Source organism: Haloarcula sp. CBA1131 (assembly GCF_008728975.1).
Classification (GTDB): domain Archaea; phylum Halobacteriota; class Halobacteria; order Halobacteriales; family Haloarculaceae; genus Haloarcula; species Haloarcula hispanica.
Map to the genome: position 1 here is coordinate 235,353 of NZ_RPCY01000001.1, position 18,249 is coordinate 253,601.

The following is an 18,249-nucleotide window of genomic DNA, read 5'->3' on the forward strand; positions in this document are numbered from 1 at the left end:
TCTTGAAGTACGGTTGCAGCGAACCGCCGGCATGGGCGACAGTCCCCGCACCCACCACATCGCCGCCTGGGACGACCGCTTTCTCGCCTGGCTCCTCGACGTCCTGCTCGTCGGTATCGTCCTCTCCGCACTGGGTGAGGCCGCTGGCGTGTTTTCGCTCCTGACCCGGGGCTCTCAGTTACCACCCCAGCCATCGGCCTGAACGGCCTCGGCTTGTTCATCTACTGGACGGCCCTCGAAGGCCGGCAGGGTCAGTCGGCGGGCAAAATGGTGATGAACATCGCCGTGACGGACGAACGCGGCGACGCCATCGACTACGGGACGGCAGCCATCGAGAGCTTCGGGAAGGCGTTCCTGCTTCCCATCGACATCCTCGTGGGCTGGCTGGCCTACGAGAAAGAAGGGCTGCGGCTGTTCAACAAGCTCTCCTCGACCATCGTGGTCGAAACCGACGAAGAGGCCACAGGAAAACCGAGCGACGTAGAGTACGTGTACCCGAGCGACAAGTAGAGCAGCGCGGAGAGAATTGGACGCTCGCTCCGCTCGCAGTCGAAGCTATTCCAGCGCGTCTAACCGGAACTCGAACGCAGCCACAGGTAGTTCCAGGTCGTGTTCGACGAGCACCTTCGGATGGATTTCACCGATAACGCCAACCGGCTCGCCGTCGAGAACCACTTCGGCAACGCGGCCGCCGATGAACGATGGATGCGTGGTCGGCGGCGTTTCGAGGTCCTTGTCGAAGGCGTCGGCGAGCGCCTGGAGGCGAGCCTTCGCATCCTCGTAGGAAGCGTCCGTGCGCGCGAGCGCGGCCGCGACGGTGCGGTGTTCGGCAACGCCGGTGTTCTCCGAGTCGTCGAGACCGGCGGCCAGTCCGATCTCGGCGAGATCCTGCGGGTAGCTCCGGTGGGTGTTGTTTTCCAGCACCATCATGATGGACGGGAGCGCCCACGTCCGGAGAATGGTGTAGTCCTCGCTGTAGGGCTCCTGAATGGTGACCGGGTCAACCAGACCGACAGTGTCTGCGTCGTTTCCGTCTTCGGCCTCCGGCGTTGAGAGGTTCATCCGCTCGAAGTTCTCGGCCTCGTTTATCATGTGGAAGTTCAGCAAATCCTCGAAGCCCAGCCCGACCAGAGCGTCGCGGGCGGCGTCCTCAAGCCGGGACCGCTCGTGGCGGCCGCCGACCGTCGATACGTCGGGGTAGGTCGGTTCGAGGCTGTTGAACCCGAGCGCCCGCCCGATGTCGTCGATGATGTCCAGCGGGTGGATGACATCGACGCGGTACGGTGGGACCTCAACGTCGTATGCCACACCGTCGTCAGATTCAGTCTCGGTCGCATCGAGGCCGGCGCGCTCGGCGTAGTCGATGACCTCGCGGCTATCCAGCGAGACGCCGAGGATGGACTCGATGCGGTCGTGCGTGACCGTCTTCGTCCGGACGGAGAAGTCCGGCCGTTCCAGCGTCTTGCCGGTGTACTCGCCGGGGGCGTCGTCGGCGTAGGACACGTCAACCTTCTCGACCTGGCCGCCGCGGGCGGCGAGCGCGTAGCAGACGATATTACACATGTGGTCGATGGTCCACTGGTCGGTCCCGGTCATCTCGATGAACAGGTCCCGGGAGTCGACGCTGACCTCGGTCCGGCGGCCGTTGATGACCGGCGGGAACGAGAACAGGCCGATTGCGTCGTAGATGGCCGGGACGCGGTCGAAGTCGGCCACGAGGTCGCCGTAGGTCTGGCCGGTTTCGTGAGACGCCATGACCTCGCTGGGGGTCATCTCCGCGTCGGCGTCCAGCGGGACGAACGTCGCCTCGTCCGGGTCGGCGCTGGTGTAGGTGATAGACTTGCCAGTCTCGTCCGTGACCGAGTCGCCTTTCAACATCGTCAGGTCGTGAACCCCAATCGCGCCTTTCGCCCGCTTGCGGCCCATCGTCGCGTGGAGCTTCTCCTGCAGCTGGATGAGCGACTCCAGCGCCGCTTCGTCCATATCCAGGCCGCGGACGATAGCGCCGGTGACATAGGGGCGCTCGTCTGGCTGGTCCTCGACCTCGATACTCCAGTCGGCGCTGTTCGTGTTGGGGACCTCCACGCCGCGGTCGTCGCCGTAGTGGTAGCGCAGCGACCGCGCGACCCCCTCGACGGAGAGGCGGTCGAGTCTGTCGGGCGCGAACTCTAGCTGGAACTCGTCGTCCTCGGTCCAGCCCTCGAATTCCAGCCCGAGATTGAACAGGTCCGACTTGAGTTCGTCGTCGTCTTTTTCGTCGTGCCCAGTCAGATACCGTAGTTCATCGGGGTCGACGTCGACGACCGGCATCAGCGCATCACCTCCGTCTCCCGCAGCAGTTCAAGATCACAGAGCGTCCCGTGCACGTCGCGGATGTCCTCGAAGCCATACATGAGCATGAGTAGTCGTTCGAGCGAGAGGCCCCACGCCATCACGTCGCAGTCGACGCCGAGCGGCGTGAGCACCTCGTCGCGGAAGATACCGGAGTTGCCGACCTCGACGACCTCGCCGGTCTCGGGGTGGGTGCCGAACAGTTCGAAGCTCGGCTCCGTGTAGGGGTTGTAGTGGGGCTTGAATTCCAGATCAGTGATACCGAACTGTTCGTAGAACTCCGTAAACGTCCCCATCAGGTCCCGCACGGAGAGGTCCTCGGCCATCACCCAGCCCTCGATCTGGAAGAACTCAAGCAGGTGTGTCGGGTCAAGGGTGTCGTTGCGGTACACCTTCTCGACGCTGAAGTAGCGTTCGGGCGGGTCGAGTTCGCCGACCTGATGGCCCGAGAGATAGCGCATCGACAGCGAGGTGGTGTGGCCCCGTAGGTCCATCCCGCGGGCGATGTCCTCGGTCCACGGCGAGTGGTACCCCTCGCCGTCGGGGCCGACGCCGTCCCTGTGGGCCGAGCGGACCCGCTCGACGAGGTCCGGGGGGAGGTGGCCGATCTCCTCTGGCTCCTCCAGGGCGAACTGGTCCCAGTGGGTCCGCGCCGGGTGGTCCTGTGGCATGAACAGGCAGTCGTTGATCCAGAACTGGGCGTCGGCGTGGGGGCCCTCCATCTCGGAGAAGCCCATGCCGACGAGCGTGTCCTTCACGCGATTGGCCGTCTGGCGGAGGATGTGCTCCTTGCCGTGGCTCACGTCCTCGGCGTCGGCCTCGACGTTGTACTCGGTGAACGCCACGTCTTCCCACTCGCCGCTGGTGAGCAGTTCCGGGGTGAGCTGGTCGACGGTCTCGGCGGCTTCGACGCCCTCCATCAGCGCGGTGACACCGTCGTCGGTGAGCCGGACCGAGCGGACAGTCTCCTCTCGCACGTCGAGGAGGCCGCGCCGTTCCAGTTGGTCGAGCGCGTCCGCGTCGGCGTCTTCGACGCGCCCGTCGGCGACCGCCTCCAGTGCAAGCATCTCGGGGTCTGACCCGGGGTCGGCGTCCGGGTTGGCCGTGATTTCGCCGCTGTCGATCTCACCGTAAGCCTTGCGGGCGTAGTTCGAGAGCGCGATGTCGACCGCGCCGCCTTCGAGGCCGGACGCGCCGATGGCCTGCCCCATCTGGACCGGGTTGTCGGCAGCGCCGGCGTCAACGGCCGCCTCGTAGAGGTCCTGTTCGGGCAGACTTTCCCGGACGTACTGGTCGCCCTCCTCGGTGAGTTCGTAGTGTTCCAGCGTTTCCTCGGCGACGGCGAGCAGCCCGTCGGATTCGAGTTCGAACGCCGCTCTGGTGGCCGCTTCCGGCTTGATGTCAGCCTCCGCAGCCACGTCGTCGATACGCCTGTCTTCCTGTGCGTCGGCGGCCTGCAGGACGGCCACCTGTGCCTGTGGTCGTTTCATACGGGTGTCTCGGTCTTGTGGGGATAACCGCGGGTCGCTCAGTTAACGGTTCTCACTTCCTGTTCGCGGTTTCGTCTGACCTCGCCTCTCGACGCCGTCAGAGTCCACACACGATCAGGCAGCGAAGAAGAAGCCGAACCCCGGACTGTCGAGTGGCTGACGAGCGACGCCTGGGTGGGATTCGGGTGCCATATCTGAGCGATTGTGATTAGCGGCTAAAAGCGTTGTGCGTGTACTCGTCTCGACACGAGACGGGGTGTCTCGGCTCGGTTCTCAGTCCGCGGTCGTCGGCGCGCGGTCGGAGTCGAGGTCGATATCGAGTTCGTCGAGCTTGTCCTCCCACTCTTCGCGTTTCTCCTGGTGGTCTTCGAGGAACTCGGCCATCAGTTCGGCGGCCTGCTCCTTGCAGCCGCCACAGAGCCGTTCGCCGCCAACACACTCGTCGTAGACCTCTTTGGCGAACTCGTCGTCGTCGCCCGAGAGCAGGTAGGCGTACAGCTCGTACACCGGGCACTCGTCGGCCTTCCCGCCCTTCTCGCGCTGTTCCTCGGCTGTGGAGCGACCACCGGTGGTGGCCGATTTCACTTTGTCGTAGCCGTCCTCCGGGTCATCCAGCAGCGAGATGTGCGAGGCCGGAATCGACGAGGACATCTTGCCGCCGGTGAGGCCGGTCATGAACCGGTGGTAGATGGACGAGGGCGGCTGGAACCCGTAGCCGCCGTTGTCGAGTTCGACCTGGCGAGCCAGCTCCTCAGCCTCGGCGTGGTCCAGGTCGAACGTGTCGATGTGCTCGTCGTACACCCGTTTCTCGCCGTCGATGGCTTCGATGAGGGCCTCGAAGGCTACGTCGGTGGCGTTGCGGTCAAGGAACCGAATCCGCGGTCGGAGCGGTTCCTTTCCTGCCTCGTCGAGTTTCGCGACGACGGACTCGCGGGCGTCGGCGGGCGCTGGCTGGTGGTCGCGCAGCCAGTCGGCGGCCTCGCCACACCGCGGCCGGTCGACGTCCTCGGCGTACTCCTCCCGAGCATCGTAGGCCTGCCGGAGCAGCGTCCGCTCGACGGCGTCGGCCTCGAAGCTGGCGAAGGCCTCCGTCACGCCGAAGTACCGCATCCGCGCGGCGAGGTCCCGCGCCAGGCGCATATGCGGGTCCTGGTCCGGGCCGACGGGGATGACCGTCGGCTTGGGCTCGTCCAGTTGCGGGTAGAGGATGTCCGCCATCTGGGTGACGACCGACTGCATGTGGGAGACGTCGGTCTCACCGTCGAAGTCGTAGATGGCCTGCAGTTCCGAGAAGTTCGCCTCCGCGCCGAGTTCGAACGCGAGGTCCTGTACCTCGCGGTTGTCGGACTGGCGGTACAGCGTCCCCTCATCGGGGTCGAATCCGAGCGCAAGCAGCGAAAGGACGTAGTCCGTCGCGTGCTCGTCGATTTCGTCCCAGGACAGCCCGCGGGCGCTGTGAGCTTCGAGGTCCGCGATGAGCGCATGTGCGTCCCCGCCCTGCTGTTGATGCCAGATGATTTCGTCGAAGACTAGCTTGTGGCCGATGTGGGGGTCGCCGGTCGGCATGAACCCCGACAGCGCGGCGAAGGGGTCGTCGTTGCGCATCGCTTCGGCGACCGGTCGGTAGTCTCGGTGGCCGAAGATGACGCCCCGCCGCATCAGGTAGTGGGGATTGGGAACTTCGGGGAGCACCTCGTCGAACGCCTCGATGCCGAACTGCTCGAACAGTTTGCGGTAGTCGGCGATAGTCGAGGAGCCCCAGGGGTCGAGCGTCGCCTCGTCGGCCCCTTCGGCCTCAGTGCCGCCGTCCGGTAGCACCGACTCGCCGCCGGAGCGGGCGTCAGGCTCCCGCCACGTTCCGCCCGACTGGCGGCGGTCCTCGTCGGGCGATGCGTCGTCGTGGTGGGAGTCGTCCGTTGTCATGGATGTGGTCGGCTCGCGGTGAGCCACGTTACAGGTGCTTTGGTTCCGGTCGGCGCAAAAAGGGTTCGTTTCGGTGCGCCACACAGAGCGGCGTATCAGGGAACAAATGAATGACCACCGGCCGGTGAAGTGGCGACCAGATCAGGGCGTCAGCCGCTCGACGGCGATCCACTCGAGATCGTTGCCGTTGCCGCTATCGCCACTACCGTCGCCGCCGTCCGCCGTGAGAGCGAACACCATCGTCTTCCGGACGCCGTGGGCCAGGCGAACGTCCAGCGCGAGGTCCCGCGGCTCGAAGCGGTGGTCGGCCGGCAGCACCCGCACCAGTAGCTCTGAGTGCCCAAGGTTCTCGGCACTTTCGACGTCGGCGTAGGTCCGGAAGTCCGCGCCGAATTTGAAGCCGGTCTTCGGAGCGACGCCGCTCGCTCGCAGAGCCGCATAGACGGCCAGCCGACGGTCGAAGCGGTCGCCCTCGACCTCGCGACCCCGCCCGACGACAGCGTCGGCCCCGCCATCGACCGTGAGCAGCCCCTCCTGTGCGAGATACGCGGCCTCCACGAGCGAGAGCTGGACCGCGCCATCGTCGCCGAGTTGCTGCCCGTAGAATGCCTGATCGTACAGCTCCGCCGGCGGTTCCCAGCACACCACCCGCTCTCCGAGCAGTTCACCCGCCGTCGCTGGGACGGCGGCGTCGCTGGTCCCGGAGACCTCGCGTCGGTCGGTATCGAGGTACGTCACTTCGCTCTCCTCGTCGACGACCGCCAGCACGCAGCCGCCCAGGGCCGTCGCGTCGACGGTATCACGCTCGCCGATAACCCGGACGCGGTAGGCCACTTCGTTGTCCCACGGCCCCTTTCCCCGCGGGTAGACCACGAAGTCCGCGCCCGCGGCGTCGTCGACCCATCCTTCGCGGGCGGGCGTGAGGTAAAAACCGCGGTCCCGCAGGTCTTTGTAGACGGCGAAATCGACCTCGGAGACGGCCGCCGACCCGAGGAACGCGCGGAAGTCCATCCCGTCGATGCTCTCGATATCTCCGCGGTAGAGGAGGTGTGCGGCCTCCACCGGGGACAGGTCGATGTCGCCGTTGCGGACCTTCCCGTAGCCGCGCGAGTCGTAGAACCGCTCGCGCGCCTCGTAGCCGGCCCGCACGACATCACCGTCGAGCGTCAGTTCCATGCTCTGACGTGGCTCCCGCGGCGACAAAGCCCCTGCGGGTCAGGTCTGTTTTCACAGTCGCGGACACAAAGGGCCAGAAAGCCCCGAGACGCTGGAGTCGGGGGCAGGTCTGCGCTCCTCGCTTCGCTGCGGTGCTTGAACCAGCCGCCTTCCGCCAGCGTCTCGCCCCTTTCATTCCCACCCAGTGTCGGTTGGGCAACACTGGCTAAGTAGACTCTCAGGAGGTTCAGAACTGTACCCCCAGCAAACACAGGCTTGAAACCTCACCCCAATTCCGAACAGGAGCTGTCCAGACACCGCGTTCCCCCGGCAGTTTCGAACAGCGGCAAGCCACAGTCACAGTCGCCGACGACGACGCCGGACGGCATCGAGAAGCCGGTGTCGCAGTCGGGGTAGTGCTCACAGCCGGCGAGCAGGCCGCCGCGGCGGAGCACCAACAGGTCACCGTCGCAGTTGGGACAGTCCCACTCGCGGTCGAAGGCCGCGGTGACAGCGTCGTCCAGCGAGTCACAATCCCGGTCAAGGCACAGTTCGAACGCCCGCCCGCGTTCCACCCGAAGCGTGGGGAGTCCGCAGTCGTCACAGCGGCCGCCGGTGACCGCGGCATCGCTCGGAATTCCGTAGGCGGCGTCACAGCCAGTACAGGTGACATCGCTTCGGGTGCGGACCAGCGTTCCGGCGCAGTCGGGGCAGTCACGCACCGGGACACCAGCGTTCGAGGCCGGATAGCGGGCACTGCCGTGTTCCTCGTGAGGGACCACCCGGAGGAGTTCGTCGCCGTCGCGGGCGGTCACCGCCCCGTCGTCGATGGTGACGCTTTCGGCGCGCGTGAGCCACGCGATCGGCTGATACCCTTCAGCATCATGAACGAGGACGGTATTGTCCGGCTTGACGACGACGAGCACGTCGCCGCGCTGCTCCCGCTCGCGCGTTCCCTCGAAAACGGTCGTACATTCGCCAGCTATCACACGGGTTCCGTCGTGCATGGGCCAACCTGGCCGGGTTCCGGTACTTAAACCCTCAGTCGGCGACAGGGCCCCGTCGAACGGTCACCGCTGCCGGAGTCGGAACAGCCAAAGCCGTCGCCGAGCGACAGGGGGGCAATGAGCGAACCACCGGCTGCAGTCTGTTTCGATATGGACGGCGTGCTCGTCCAATCCGAAGAGCACTGGGTCCGTGCCCAGCGCGAGGACATTCTTCCGACGGCCGCACCGAACGACGACATCCCTGTCGCCGCCATTACCGGTCGGAACTACCGGGAAGTGTATCCGGACCTCGATGCCGAGTACGACCTCGAAATCAGCCGTGAGGTATTCGAGAGTCTGTTCGAGAAACACGGCGAGCGGATTTACGGCGAAGAGGCGACCGTCCTCGACGGGGCACACGAGCTACTGGACGACCTGCGGGACGCTGGCGTGGCGCTGGCGCTGACGACCTCCGCGCCGTGGGCCTGGATCGACGTGGCCGACGAGCGCTTCGACCTCCTCTCGAAGTTCGACGTCGCCATCAGTGCCGGCGACATCGACGGCCCCGGCAAACCGGAACCGGACATCTACGAGCGAGGCGCGGCAGAACTCGGCGTCGCGCCCGAGGACTGCTGGGCCGTCGAAGACTCCACCGCGGGTGCACGCGCCGCCGTCGCCGCCGGGATGACGACCGTCGGATTCCGGGGCGACGGCGATGAGACGGACCTGTCGATGGTCCACGAGATCGCGGACGACGCCGCGACACTGCACGAGGTGCTGTTAGGCGGTGTATAACAGCCGAGTATAGTCTGTTTGCAGGGGCGGAGAGAGGGCAGACTCATACTCCGGCTGTAACTATTTCAAGAGATTCGCCACCCCGAAGTGGCGATATTCGTCACAGACGTACAGCCGGCAGTATCAGGAGCGGTGGGTAATAGCGATCCGATACAGAACTGGGCCGGAGACCGGGAAGCGATACTGTTCGGGTATTAGTACGGTGTGCAGAGATTCGAGCGTCACGAAACAGCGTGAAATGCCGGCGTGGAGGGGAAAGACCCGGCCAGGTCAGGCGGGGTCACCGTATCCTCGGCCTGCCAGCAGGCCGAAGACGTTGAGGGCAACGACACCCACGAAGATGAGGAAGCTCTGACTGTCCAGCCCGCCCAGCAGCAGCGGCGGATATGCCAGCGGCGTGACGATAGCCAGCCAGAACGCGATGAATTGCAAGGGACGAGTGAGTGACCGGAGGATGAGGCTACTGGGGGCGGCTTCCATCGGGGAACGGAAGGGCGATGCACTGGACATTGTGGGCTTCCTCACTTCTTCGTAAGAACCCATACCCCCATATAAACGCCAGACCCTTGGGGATAATTCGTGCTCTTTTCGGAATGTTAACCGGATTTCAGCACCTTTCAACGATATTTCACGGAGTGCTGTAACGCTTTTAGATAGCTTTGTAAATTTTACCGAGCCATCTGAGCGCGTTTCAGAGAGACAGTCGAAACGTCGATTACCGGACCAGCACGGATCGGGTTTCGGTAATCGTCGGGAGCGGCAGCGCGGGGAACGCGACCTCGACGGTGAACGTGAGTTCGTCCGCGTCCGCGCCGAAGACGGCCACCGGAAGCGTGGCCTCGCCGAGATACGACGGCTTGGCGGTCATCTCGCGCCCGTTAACCGTCACTCGCAGGCCCGCGCGGGCGCTGCCGCCGGTGTTCCTGACCGTCACCTCCCGCATGTCGTTGTCGCCGGGCGCGATTGTCCCGGGGAAATCGCCCCAGTCGATACTGATGACGGGGAGTTCCCGCGCGTTCGCGAGCACCTGTTCGGCGACGCCGTCCGAGAGTCCGGCACGGACGAGGCCGTCCTCGCCGGCTTCGACCACGTCGGCGGGCGACGTGAGCCCGGCGGCGGCGAGTTTGCCCGCTCGGCCGCTGCCGACGCCGTCGATGGCCGTCAGCCCCACCGCGTCGGCGCTGATGCCGTGTTCGACTCTGGCTTCGACCCGGCAGGCGAGGTTCGCGTAGCGGGCCGGGCCGAGCGTGTCGACGAACTCCCGCATCGCCGCGAGCAGGCGAAGGGCGTTCTGGCGGATGACCCACGCGTCGCTTTTGAGTTCCGTGGGCGTCGTCCCGGTCATGCCCGAGCGGAGGATGGCAAGCACCTTCCGCTGGCCGGCGTCGAGACTGTCGTCGACACTGTCTCCCAGCACCGCGTGGACAGCGTCCTCCTCGTCGGAGCGGGCGCTGACGCTGTCGAACTCCGTCGCGCCGGCCACCGCGGTCAGCAGGTCGTCCGCGTCAACGGAGACAGCGGAGTCCGGGTCGGCGGCGTCCTGACACCGTTCGGCGACGTCCGCGAACCGGCGCGCGGTCGAGAGCCGGAGGTAGAACTTCGAGGCTAGCTGCCCGAGCCGCGTCGGTTCGACGTTGAGACCGTCCTGTTCGACGAAACCCTCGTCGACGAGTGCGGAAAGCGTGTCACTGACCCGGTTTCGGAGATCGCTGCCGGCGTCATACTCGTTGGGGGCCGACTGCGAGCGAGCATAGTAAAAAGTCGTGGAGAGCCAGTCCATCACGTCGTCCACGTCGTCGATGGTCCCGAGCGCGATTTCGGCGTTCAGGTGGGCGTCGAGTTCCGCCGCGAGCCGTGACTCGATCTCCTTGCCGTCCCGGAGCAGGCGGCGGTACTTGTCGGCGTCCGAGCGGTCACAGACGACCCAGGCGTAGCCCATGTCGTCGTAGCCGGGCCGACCCGCGCGGCCGAGCATCTGGAGCACGTCGAGCGGGCTCATGTCGACCTCGCCTTCAAGCGGGTCGTGGAGCTTCGTGTCCCGGATGACGACACAGCGGGCGGGGAGGTTCACGCCCCACGCGAGCGTCGAGGTCGAGAAGAGGAGCTGAATCTTCCCTTCCTTAAACCACTGCTCGACTTTGTTCTTGTCCTCGCGCGCGAGGCCGGCGTGGTGAAAGCCTACGCCGTCGAGCACGGACTGGCGGAGCGTGTCGTTCGAGAGGTCGGCGGCGTCGTTGTGGAAATCGTAGTCCCCGCGTGCACCCATCGGGATATCTCGCTCGACAATTTCGTCGCGGGCCTTCTTCGCGGCCTGGACCGTGTCCTGGCGCGAGGAGACGAACACGAGCGCCTGACCCTCCTCCCGGATGTGTGGCTCGGCGAGGTCCAGCGCCCGGTAGAGCCGCCGGTACTTGTCGGCAAAGGCGTTCTCGCCGTGGGAGTAGGTCTTCACGTCAGCGTTCAGCGGCACGGGTCGGTACTTCTCGCCGAAAGCAAAGGTCGTCTCGTCGGGGGCATCAAGCCAGTCGGCCACGTCGTCGATGTTCGGCATCGTCGCCGACAGCGCCACGACCCGCGGGTCACAGAGCCGGCGGAGCCGCGAGACGGTGACTTCGAGCACCGCCCCCCGCCGGTCCGAATCGAGCAGATGGACCTCGTCGATGACACAGCAGTCCACGTCAGTGATGAAAGAGTAGCGGCTGGTCTCGTGTTTCCGGGTGGCCGAGTCGGCCTTCTCCGGTGTCATCACGAGGATGTCGGCCCGCTCGGCGCGGCGGGGGTTCAGGTCCCGCTCGCCGGTGACGACGTAGACGGAGTAGCCCAGGTCCTCGAAGCGCTCCCATTCGCTCTCCTTCTCGTTGGTGAGCGCGCGTAGCGGCGCGAGAAACAGCGCGGTCCCGTCCTCGGCGAGCGTCTTGCAGATGGCCAGTTCCGCCAGCGCGGTCTTCCCGCTGGCCGTCGGCGCGCTGACGACGACGTTGTCGTCGCGGTTCAGCAGGGCCGGCAGGGCCGCCGACTGCATCCGGTTGAACTCCTCGAACGGGAAGGCGTCGGCAAACTCGGGGAGCACCTCCGCGACCGCCACAGTCGGCTCGCTGTCGGTTCTGGATGACACGTCACAGTCGCAGTTCCGCGACGGCAAAGGCGTTTCTATGGGGGAGCGAAAGCGGGTGAGACGTGGCCACATTTGCGGGGTCGCCGTGTGGCTGGTCGTTGTGAGCGCCCCACACTGCTGGCCAAGAATTAACCCGGCCGGCTGACAGTCCGAAAGCGTGCCTATCAGTGACCCCGAGGACTATTACGACGAGAACGACGAGAGCGAGTGGGACCGCCTGACAGCCACGCTACACGGGCAGTTGGAGTGGTCGGGGACCGTTGCACAGCTCGAAGCGAACCTCCCCGACACGGGACACGTCCTCGACGTAGGCGGCGGGGCTGGTCGGTACGCCGTCTGGCTGGCCGAACAGGGGTACGACGTCACGCTCGTCGATCCCAGCGAGGGCCAGCGGGCTATCGCGCGGGAGAAAATCGCCGAGCATGGGCACGAGAAGCGGGTGACCGTCGGGGCGGGCGACGTGCGCGACCTCGGGTTTGACCGGGACGTATTCGACGCGACGCTGTGTCTGGGTGGGCCGCTTTCGCATATACTCGACGCTGACGAACGGGCAGCCGCCGTGCGGGAGCTTCACCGGGTGACGAAAGCCGGGAGTCCGGTGTTCGCCTCCGTCATGGGGCGGCTCAACTGGCTGGTGCTCTCGCTGGTCGGCGAGTCGGAACACCTCGTCAATGCGGCCGAACTCGCTGAGACGGGCGATTACGACCGCCCGTTCGTGGCGCAACTCGGGCACGACGCGGCGTTCACCGAGACCCATTTCTTCCGCGCCGATGAGTTCGAGGCGCTGTTAGAGGCGGGCGGAGTAACCGTCGAGACGCTGGTCGGGCTGGAAGGGCTGGCGTCAGTACTCGCCGCTCCATCGCTCCGAGAGACCGCTGCCGACCTGTCGGCACACGAGCGGGCCGGTGTTCAGGCGCTCGTAGACGAACTCCGGACGGACCGAACTGTCGTGGATATGTCCGCACATATGCTTGCGGTCTGCCGTGCCTGAGGTGGGCACGCGGGCAGGAGCGTTGATGTCCCTGAGTGCGCAGGTGGCGGTCGGTTCGGCTGAGCCGCCTGACCGCCCGACTGGCCTTCAACAAGGGATGTGACAGAGGACATGACCCCCGCACGTTTTTGACCGACCCAACCTAACTGCCGGTAATGAGTCGTTCGCGCAAGCCTGACTGGCTGAAGATGCGGCCACCGTCGGGCGAGCGGTTCACCGATATCAAGCAGACGCTCCGGGACCGCAACCTCAACACGGTCTGTGAAGAGGCCAACTGCCCCAACCTCGGAGAGTGCTGGAGTGGGCGCGACGGACCGGGGACGGCGACGTTCATGCTAATGGGCGACCGCTGTTCGCGGGGCTGTAACTTCTGTGATGTCGAAACCGGTGGGATGGACCCGTTAGACCCCGACGAGCCACAACAGGTGGCCGACGCCGTCGCGGAGATCGGGCTGGACTACGTGGTGCTGACCAGCGTCGACCGCGACGACCTGCCCGATCAGGGCGCGGGCCACTTCGCCGAGACGATCCGGGCCATCAAAGAGCGTGACCCGTCAATCCTCGTCGAGTGTCTCATCCCCGATTTTCAGGGTGAACCGGACCTTGTACGAAAGATCATCGACGCCGGCCCGGATGTCATCGCCCACAACATCGAGACAGTCGACCGGCTCCAGTGGCCAGTCCGGGACCGCCGGGCGGGCTACGAGCAGTCCCTCTCGGTGCTTCGGCAGGTCGACCGCGAGAGCGATTGCTACAGCAAGACCAGCCTGATGCTGGGCGTCGGCGAGTACGCCCACGAGGTGTACCAGACGCTGTCGGACCTCCGGCAGGCCGGCGTCGACGTGGTCACCTTCGGCCAGTACCTCCAGCCTTCCCGCTCGCATCTGGAGGTCTCGGAGTACGTCCATCCGGACGCCTTCGACACCTGGCAGCGGGTCGCCGAGGAGGAATTCGACTTCCTGTACTGCGCCTCGGGACCGATGGTTCGGTCGTCATACCGGGCCGGCGAACTGTTCGTCGAGAGCGTCCTGCGTGAGGGCCAGAGTGCAGACGAGGCGCGGGCGAAAGTGCGCGCTGACAACTGATACATCGGAGTTATCACTAATAAATTGGGCAGAATTTAAACCGGCTCAGAATGTCTTAGGCACCCATATTCCCAGTAATACCTACGTCGGAGATGTTTTTCAGCCCCGCGAAAGCTCTAAAGGTAGTGCGAGTGAACAGTCGTTGTATGCCACTTCGACGGAGGCGGTTTCTATGAGTGTCCTCCAGCGCGACCCAGCGGACAGGGTACAGATTCTCGATGAAGACGGGACAGTGGTCGACGGCGCAACGGTGCCGGACCTCTCGGACGACGAACTGGTGGAGATGTACCGGTATCTCAAACTTGGCCGGCACTTCGACCAGCGGGCAGTGAGTTTGCAACGGCAGGGCCGGATGGGGACTTACCCCCCAATGTCGGGACAGGAGGCCTCGCAGGTCGGCAGCGCCTTCGCGCTGCGAGACGGCGACTGGGCCTTCCCGAGCTACCGAGAACATCTCGCGATGTACGTCAAGGGATGGCCCCTGTCGGACGACCTGTTGTACTGGATGGGGTCGGAGTCGGGTAATTCGCCGCCGGAAGACGTTCAGGCGTTCTCGTTTGCGGTCCCAATCGCGACGCAGATCCCACACGCGACCGGGGCCGCGTGGGCATCGAAACTCAAGGGCGATGACACCGCTGCCCTCGTGTACTTCGGTGACGGTGCGACCTCCGAGGGCGACTTTCACGAAGGCCTGAACTTCGCTGGCGTGTTCGATGTGCCAGCGGTGTTTTTCTGTAACAACAACCAGTGGGCGATTTCGGTGCCACGGGAGCGCCAGTCGGCCAGCGAGACGCTCGCCCAGAAGGCCAACGCCTACGGCTTCGACGGCGTCCAGGTCGACGGAATGGACCCGCTGGCGGTGTATCAGGTGACCCGCGAGGCCGTCGACAAGGCGCACGACCCACCAGAGGGTGAACTCCGCCCGACGATGATCGAGGCAGTGCAGTACCGCTTCGGCGCGCACACGACCGCCGACGACCCGTCGGTGTACCGCGACGACAGCGAGGTCGAGCACTGGAAGCAGAAAGACCCGATTCCGCGGATGGAGGCGTTCCTCCGGGACCGGGGCCTGCTCGACGACGAGCGGGTCGACGCCATCGACGAATCGGTTCAGGAGGAGGTGGCTGCAGCTATCGACGAGGCCGAGGCGACCGAGCGACCGAAACCGGAAGAGATGTTCGCGGACGTGTACGCGGAGATGCCACAGCGACTCGAACAGCAACTGGACTACCTCGAAGACCTGCGCGAACGACACGGCGACGAGGTGCTACTGGAATGAGTACGCAGGACGCAGACACACAGAGCTTGACGCTCGTACAGGCCGTTCGTGACGGCCTCTACGGCGAGATGGAACGGAACGAAGACGTGGTCGTGATGGGCGAGGACGTCGGGAAGAATGGCGGCGTCTTCCGGGCGACACAGGGACTCCACGAGGAGTTCGGTGACGACCGGGTTATCGACACGCCGCTCGCGGAGGCCGGCATCGTCGGGACGGCTATCGGCATGGCCGCCTACGGGCTCCGGCCGGTGCCGGAGATGCAGTTTTCCGGGTTCATGTACCCCGCGTTCGACCAGATTGTCAGTCACGCCGCCCGACTTCGGAACAGGAGCCGCGGCCGATACAATTGCCCGCTCACCGTTCGCGCGCCCTACGGCGGCGGCATCCGCGCGCCGGAACACCACTCCGAATCCAAGGAGGCGTTCTACGTCCACGAGGCGGGGCTGAAAGTCGTCGTCCCGTCGACGCCGAAGGAGACAAAGGGGCTACTGACGGCGGCCATCCGGGACCCGGACCCCGTCATCTTCCTCGAACCGAAGCTCATCTACCGGTCGTTCCGCGAGGAGGTTCCCGACGACCCCTACACGGTTGAACTGGGCGAGGCGAAGGTCCGTCGTGAGGGGAGCGACGTGTCCGTGTTCACCTGGGGCGCGATGACCCGGCCGACGGTCGAAGCCGCCGAGGAACTGGCCGAGGAGGGCATCGACGCAGAGGTGATCGACCTGCGAACGCTGTCGCCGATGGACACTGACGCCATCGTCGAGTCGTTCAAGAAGACCGGGCGAGCGACTGTCGTCCACGAAGCGCCCAAAACCGGCGGGCTGGCCGGCGAAATCATCGCCACCATTCAGGAGGAAGTCCTGTTGTATCAGGAGGCCCCCGTTACGCGGGTGACCGGCTTCGACGTGCCCTACCCGCTGTACGCCTTAGAGGACTACTACCTCCCCGAACCCGCCCGCATCAAAGACGGTATCAGAGAGGCAGTGGAGTTCTGACGCATGTTCGAGTTCAATCTCCCGGACCTCGGTGAAGGGGTCGCAGAGGGTGAGGTGCTGACCTGGCACGTCTCGCCGGGCGACGCCGTCACCGAGGATCAGGTCCTCGCGGAGGTAGAAACCGACAAGGCCGCCGTCGACGTGCCGTCGCCGGTCGACGGCGTCGTGCAGGAACTGCACGCCGAAGTCGGCGAGATGGTACAGACCGGCGAGGTGCTCATCACTATCGACGAGGCGGGCGATGCCGAAGCGGCCGACGCGGCGGCTGGCAGTGCGGCCGACGCCGAATCGGCAGAAGCTACCACAGAGGCAGTAGCCGACGACACTGCGAGCGAAGCCACAGCGGCCGATGCGTCGGACCAGTCGGACGCAAGCACGGCCGACGGCCGCGTGTTCGCCTCGCCGAGCGTTCGCCGACTCGCCCGTGAGAAGGTGGTCGACATCGCGGCCGTCGACGGGAGCGGGCCGGGCGGTCGCGTCACCGAGGGGGACGTCGAGGCGGCCACGGCGTCAGCCGATGAGACGGCTGACAGTGACGACGGCCCCACGTCGGTCGTTTCGGAGGCGTCCGACGACGGGGACGGCCCGACCACAGCAGTTTCGCAGGTCGACGATGCGGACACAGACGACGGGAATGCTGTCAAGTCAGCCGTCAGAAGTGTCTCCGGTGACGGACAGGCGGCCGCCAATCGCGACCAGACGCTGGCGACGCCGGCAACCAGAAAGGCCGCCCGCGAACTCGACGTGAACATCGACGCCGTCCCGACCGACCAGACCCGGGACGGCCAGCCCTACGTCGACGAGTCGGCCGTTCGGACGTACGCGGAGGCACAACAGGCCGCGCAGGCGGCTGATGCCGAAGCCGTCAGCGCCGAAGGTGGTGCGGCGGGAACGGCAGCCGAGGCGGGCGGCGCTGGGGCCGAAACGACAGCCGTCGAGACAGGCGACGGCGAGCGCCGCGAACCGTACCGTGGCGTCCGTCGGTCCATCGGCGAACAGATGGCTCGGTCCCGGCGAGAGGTGCCCCACGCGACCCACCACGACCAGGTCGACGTGTCCGGCCTCGTCGAGGCACACGAGCGACTACAACCGCTCGCCGAGGAGCGCGACGTCACGCTGACGTACACGCCCTTCGTGGTGAAATGCGTCGCCGCGGCGCTGGACCAGCACCCGGTGCTCAACACGGCCCTGGACACCGAAAACGAGGAAATCGTCTACAGAGACGTCCACAACATCGGCGTGGCGGCAGCGACCGACCACGGACTGGTCGTGCCGGTCGTCGACGACGTGGACGGGAAGGGCCTGGTCGAACTCGCAGACGAGATCAACGACCTCGTCGGGCGGGCCCGAGAGCGTGACATCGAGCGGTCGGAGATGCAGGGCGGGACGTTCACCGTCACGAACTTCGGGGCCATCGGCGGCGAGTACGCCAGCCCGATAATCAACGTCCCAGAGACGGCGATTCTCGGGATCGGGGCGCTGAAGGAGCGGCCGGTGGCCGAAGACGGCGAGGTCGTCGCAAAACCCACGCTCCCGCTCTCGCTAGCAATCGACCACCGCGTCATCGACGGGGCAGACGCCGCACGCTTCGTCAACACGCTCAAGGAGTACCTGGCGGACCCGACGCGACTCCTGTTAGAGTAGCCGCTCGGGTTCGCAATCGAAACCGAAACGGGTCACTGGAACGACAGGGCTGGTGATGCCCTCCACGAGAGACACATGGATCTGGTACGGATTAGCCGCGCTGTTCGTCTTGCCGCCGGGGTGTATGGCCCTCTCCCGGCTGTCGATGGACCTGTTCATATCGTCAGGGTCGGCCGGTGAAGCGAGTCTCGGAACGTTCCTCGGCGCGTTTGCTCTGACCGTCCTCGCCAGTTGGGCGAGTGTGCTGTTCAGCCTGCTTCTCACGGTCGGCCTCTTTCTCGACAGTCGACAGCTCCGGCGGACCGACGGCGACTGGTCCCCGACACCGCTGTATGCGCTCGCCGGCATCGTCCACGGGGTGGGATCGACACTGCTCCCGGCGTTTGCGGTGTCGGTACCGGTCGTCGGCTATTATCTGTATCGCCGGCGCACGCGAGACACGACAGCGAGGTGAAGGGCG

At 65.6% G+C, this 18,249-nt stretch carries 14 protein-coding genes and 1 pseudogene; 8 read left to right on the plus strand and 7 right to left on the minus strand.

Annotated features, from left to right (window positions below):
• The first annotated feature begins 31 nt into the window (after positions 1–31).
• Positions 32–510, plus strand: a pseudogene (locus Har1131_RS01235) (RDD family protein).
• A gap of 45 nt (positions 511–555) precedes the next feature.
• Here the strand turns inward: Har1131_RS01235 and pheT are convergent.
• The 5 genes from pheT to Har1131_RS01260 all read right to left on the minus strand — a co-directional run bounded on the left by pheT (position 556) and on the right by Har1131_RS01260 (position 7,906).
• Complete coding sequence (gene pheT / locus Har1131_RS01240; protein ID WP_151144702.1) at positions 556–2,310, minus strand: phenylalanine--tRNA ligase subunit beta; 1,755 nt, start codon at positions 2,308–2,310, stop codon at positions 556–558.
• On the minus strand, positions 2,310–3,821 hold the full coding sequence (locus Har1131_RS01245) for a phenylalanine--tRNA ligase subunit alpha (protein WP_050037411.1): 1,512 nt from the start codon (positions 3,819–3,821) through the stop codon (positions 2,310–2,312). The genes pheT and Har1131_RS01245 overlap by 1 nt, the downstream gene beginning before the upstream one ends.
• Before the next feature lie 273 nt (positions 3,822–4,094).
• Positions 4,095–5,744 (minus strand): tryptophan--tRNA ligase, encoded by a 1,650-nt coding sequence (locus tag Har1131_RS01250; RefSeq protein ID WP_050038263.1) that lies wholly within the window; start codon positions 5,742–5,744, stop codon positions 4,095–4,097.
• A gap of 141 nt (positions 5,745–5,885) precedes the next feature.
• Positions 5,886–6,920 (minus strand): tRNA-intron lyase, encoded by a 1,035-nt coding sequence (endA, locus tag Har1131_RS01255; protein ID WP_050037410.1) that lies wholly within the window; start codon positions 6,918–6,920, stop codon positions 5,886–5,888.
• Positions 6,921–7,183: 263 nt separating this feature from the next.
• Positions 7,184–7,906 carry a topoisomerase DNA-binding C4 zinc finger domain-containing protein gene (locus tag Har1131_RS01260; protein ID WP_050037409.1) on the minus strand — a complete coding sequence of 241 codons (723 nt, stop codon included), beginning with the start codon at positions 7,904–7,906 and terminating at the stop codon, positions 7,184–7,186.
• A 117-nt stretch (positions 7,907–8,023) separates the two neighbouring features.
• Here Har1131_RS01260 and Har1131_RS01265 point away from each other — a divergent pair, with 117 nt between their 5' ends.
• Positions 8,024–8,680, plus strand: coding sequence for an HAD family phosphatase (locus tag Har1131_RS01265; protein ID WP_014039234.1), 657 nt, complete (start codon positions 8,024–8,026; stop codon positions 8,678–8,680).
• 270 nt (positions 8,681–8,950) lie between these two features.
• On the opposite strand, the gene Har1131_RS01270 is transcribed toward Har1131_RS01265, so the two are convergent.
• The gene (locus Har1131_RS01270; protein WP_225306736.1) at positions 8,951–9,190 is read right to left on the minus strand and encodes a hypothetical protein; all 240 of its coding nucleotides are present in this window, start codon (positions 9,188–9,190) and stop codon (positions 8,951–8,953) included.
• A 205-nt stretch (positions 9,191–9,395) separates the two neighbouring features.
• On the minus strand, positions 9,396–11,765 hold the full coding sequence (locus Har1131_RS01275) for a DEAD/DEAH box helicase (protein WP_050037408.1): 2,370 nt from the start codon (positions 11,763–11,765) through the stop codon (positions 9,396–9,398).
• A 187-nt stretch (positions 11,766–11,952) separates the two neighbouring features.
• Here Har1131_RS01275 and Har1131_RS01280 point away from each other — a divergent pair, with 187 nt between their 5' ends.
• The 6 genes from Har1131_RS01280 to Har1131_RS01305 all read left to right on the plus strand — a co-directional run bounded on the left by Har1131_RS01280 (position 11,953) and on the right by Har1131_RS01305 (position 18,243).
• A complete protein-coding gene (locus tag Har1131_RS01280) occupies positions 11,953–12,786 on the plus strand; it encodes a bifunctional 2-polyprenyl-6-hydroxyphenol methylase/3-demethylubiquinol 3-O-methyltransferase UbiG (protein WP_151144705.1) in 834 nt (277 codons plus the stop codon).
• A 155-nt stretch (positions 12,787–12,941) separates the two neighbouring features.
• Entirely contained in the window at positions 12,942–13,871 is a 930-nt protein-coding gene (lipA, locus tag Har1131_RS01285) for a lipoyl synthase (protein WP_050037406.1), read from the plus strand.
• A gap of 172 nt (positions 13,872–14,043) precedes the next feature.
• Positions 14,044–15,150: a pyruvate dehydrogenase (acetyl-transferring) E1 component subunit alpha gene (gene pdhA, locus Har1131_RS01290; RefSeq protein WP_050037405.1), complete on the plus strand. Its 1,107-nt coding sequence runs from the start codon at positions 14,044–14,046 to the stop codon at positions 15,148–15,150.
• The gene (locus Har1131_RS01295; protein ID WP_151144708.1) at positions 15,147–16,145 is read left to right on the plus strand and encodes an alpha-ketoacid dehydrogenase subunit beta; all 999 of its coding nucleotides are present in this window, start codon (positions 15,147–15,149) and stop codon (positions 16,143–16,145) included. Before pdhA ends, Har1131_RS01295 begins: the two co-directional genes overlap by 4 nt.
• Before the next feature lie 3 nt (positions 16,146–16,148).
• On the plus strand, positions 16,149–17,789 hold the full coding sequence (locus tag Har1131_RS01300; protein ID WP_151144711.1) for a dihydrolipoamide acetyltransferase family protein: 1,641 nt from the start codon (positions 16,149–16,151) through the stop codon (positions 17,787–17,789).
• Between the two features lie 145 nt (positions 17,790–17,934).
• Positions 17,935–18,243, plus strand: a complete 309-nt coding sequence (locus tag Har1131_RS01305) for a hypothetical protein (RefSeq protein WP_050007658.1) — start codon at positions 17,935–17,937, stop codon at positions 18,241–18,243.
• Positions 18,244–18,249 lie beyond the last annotated feature (6 nt).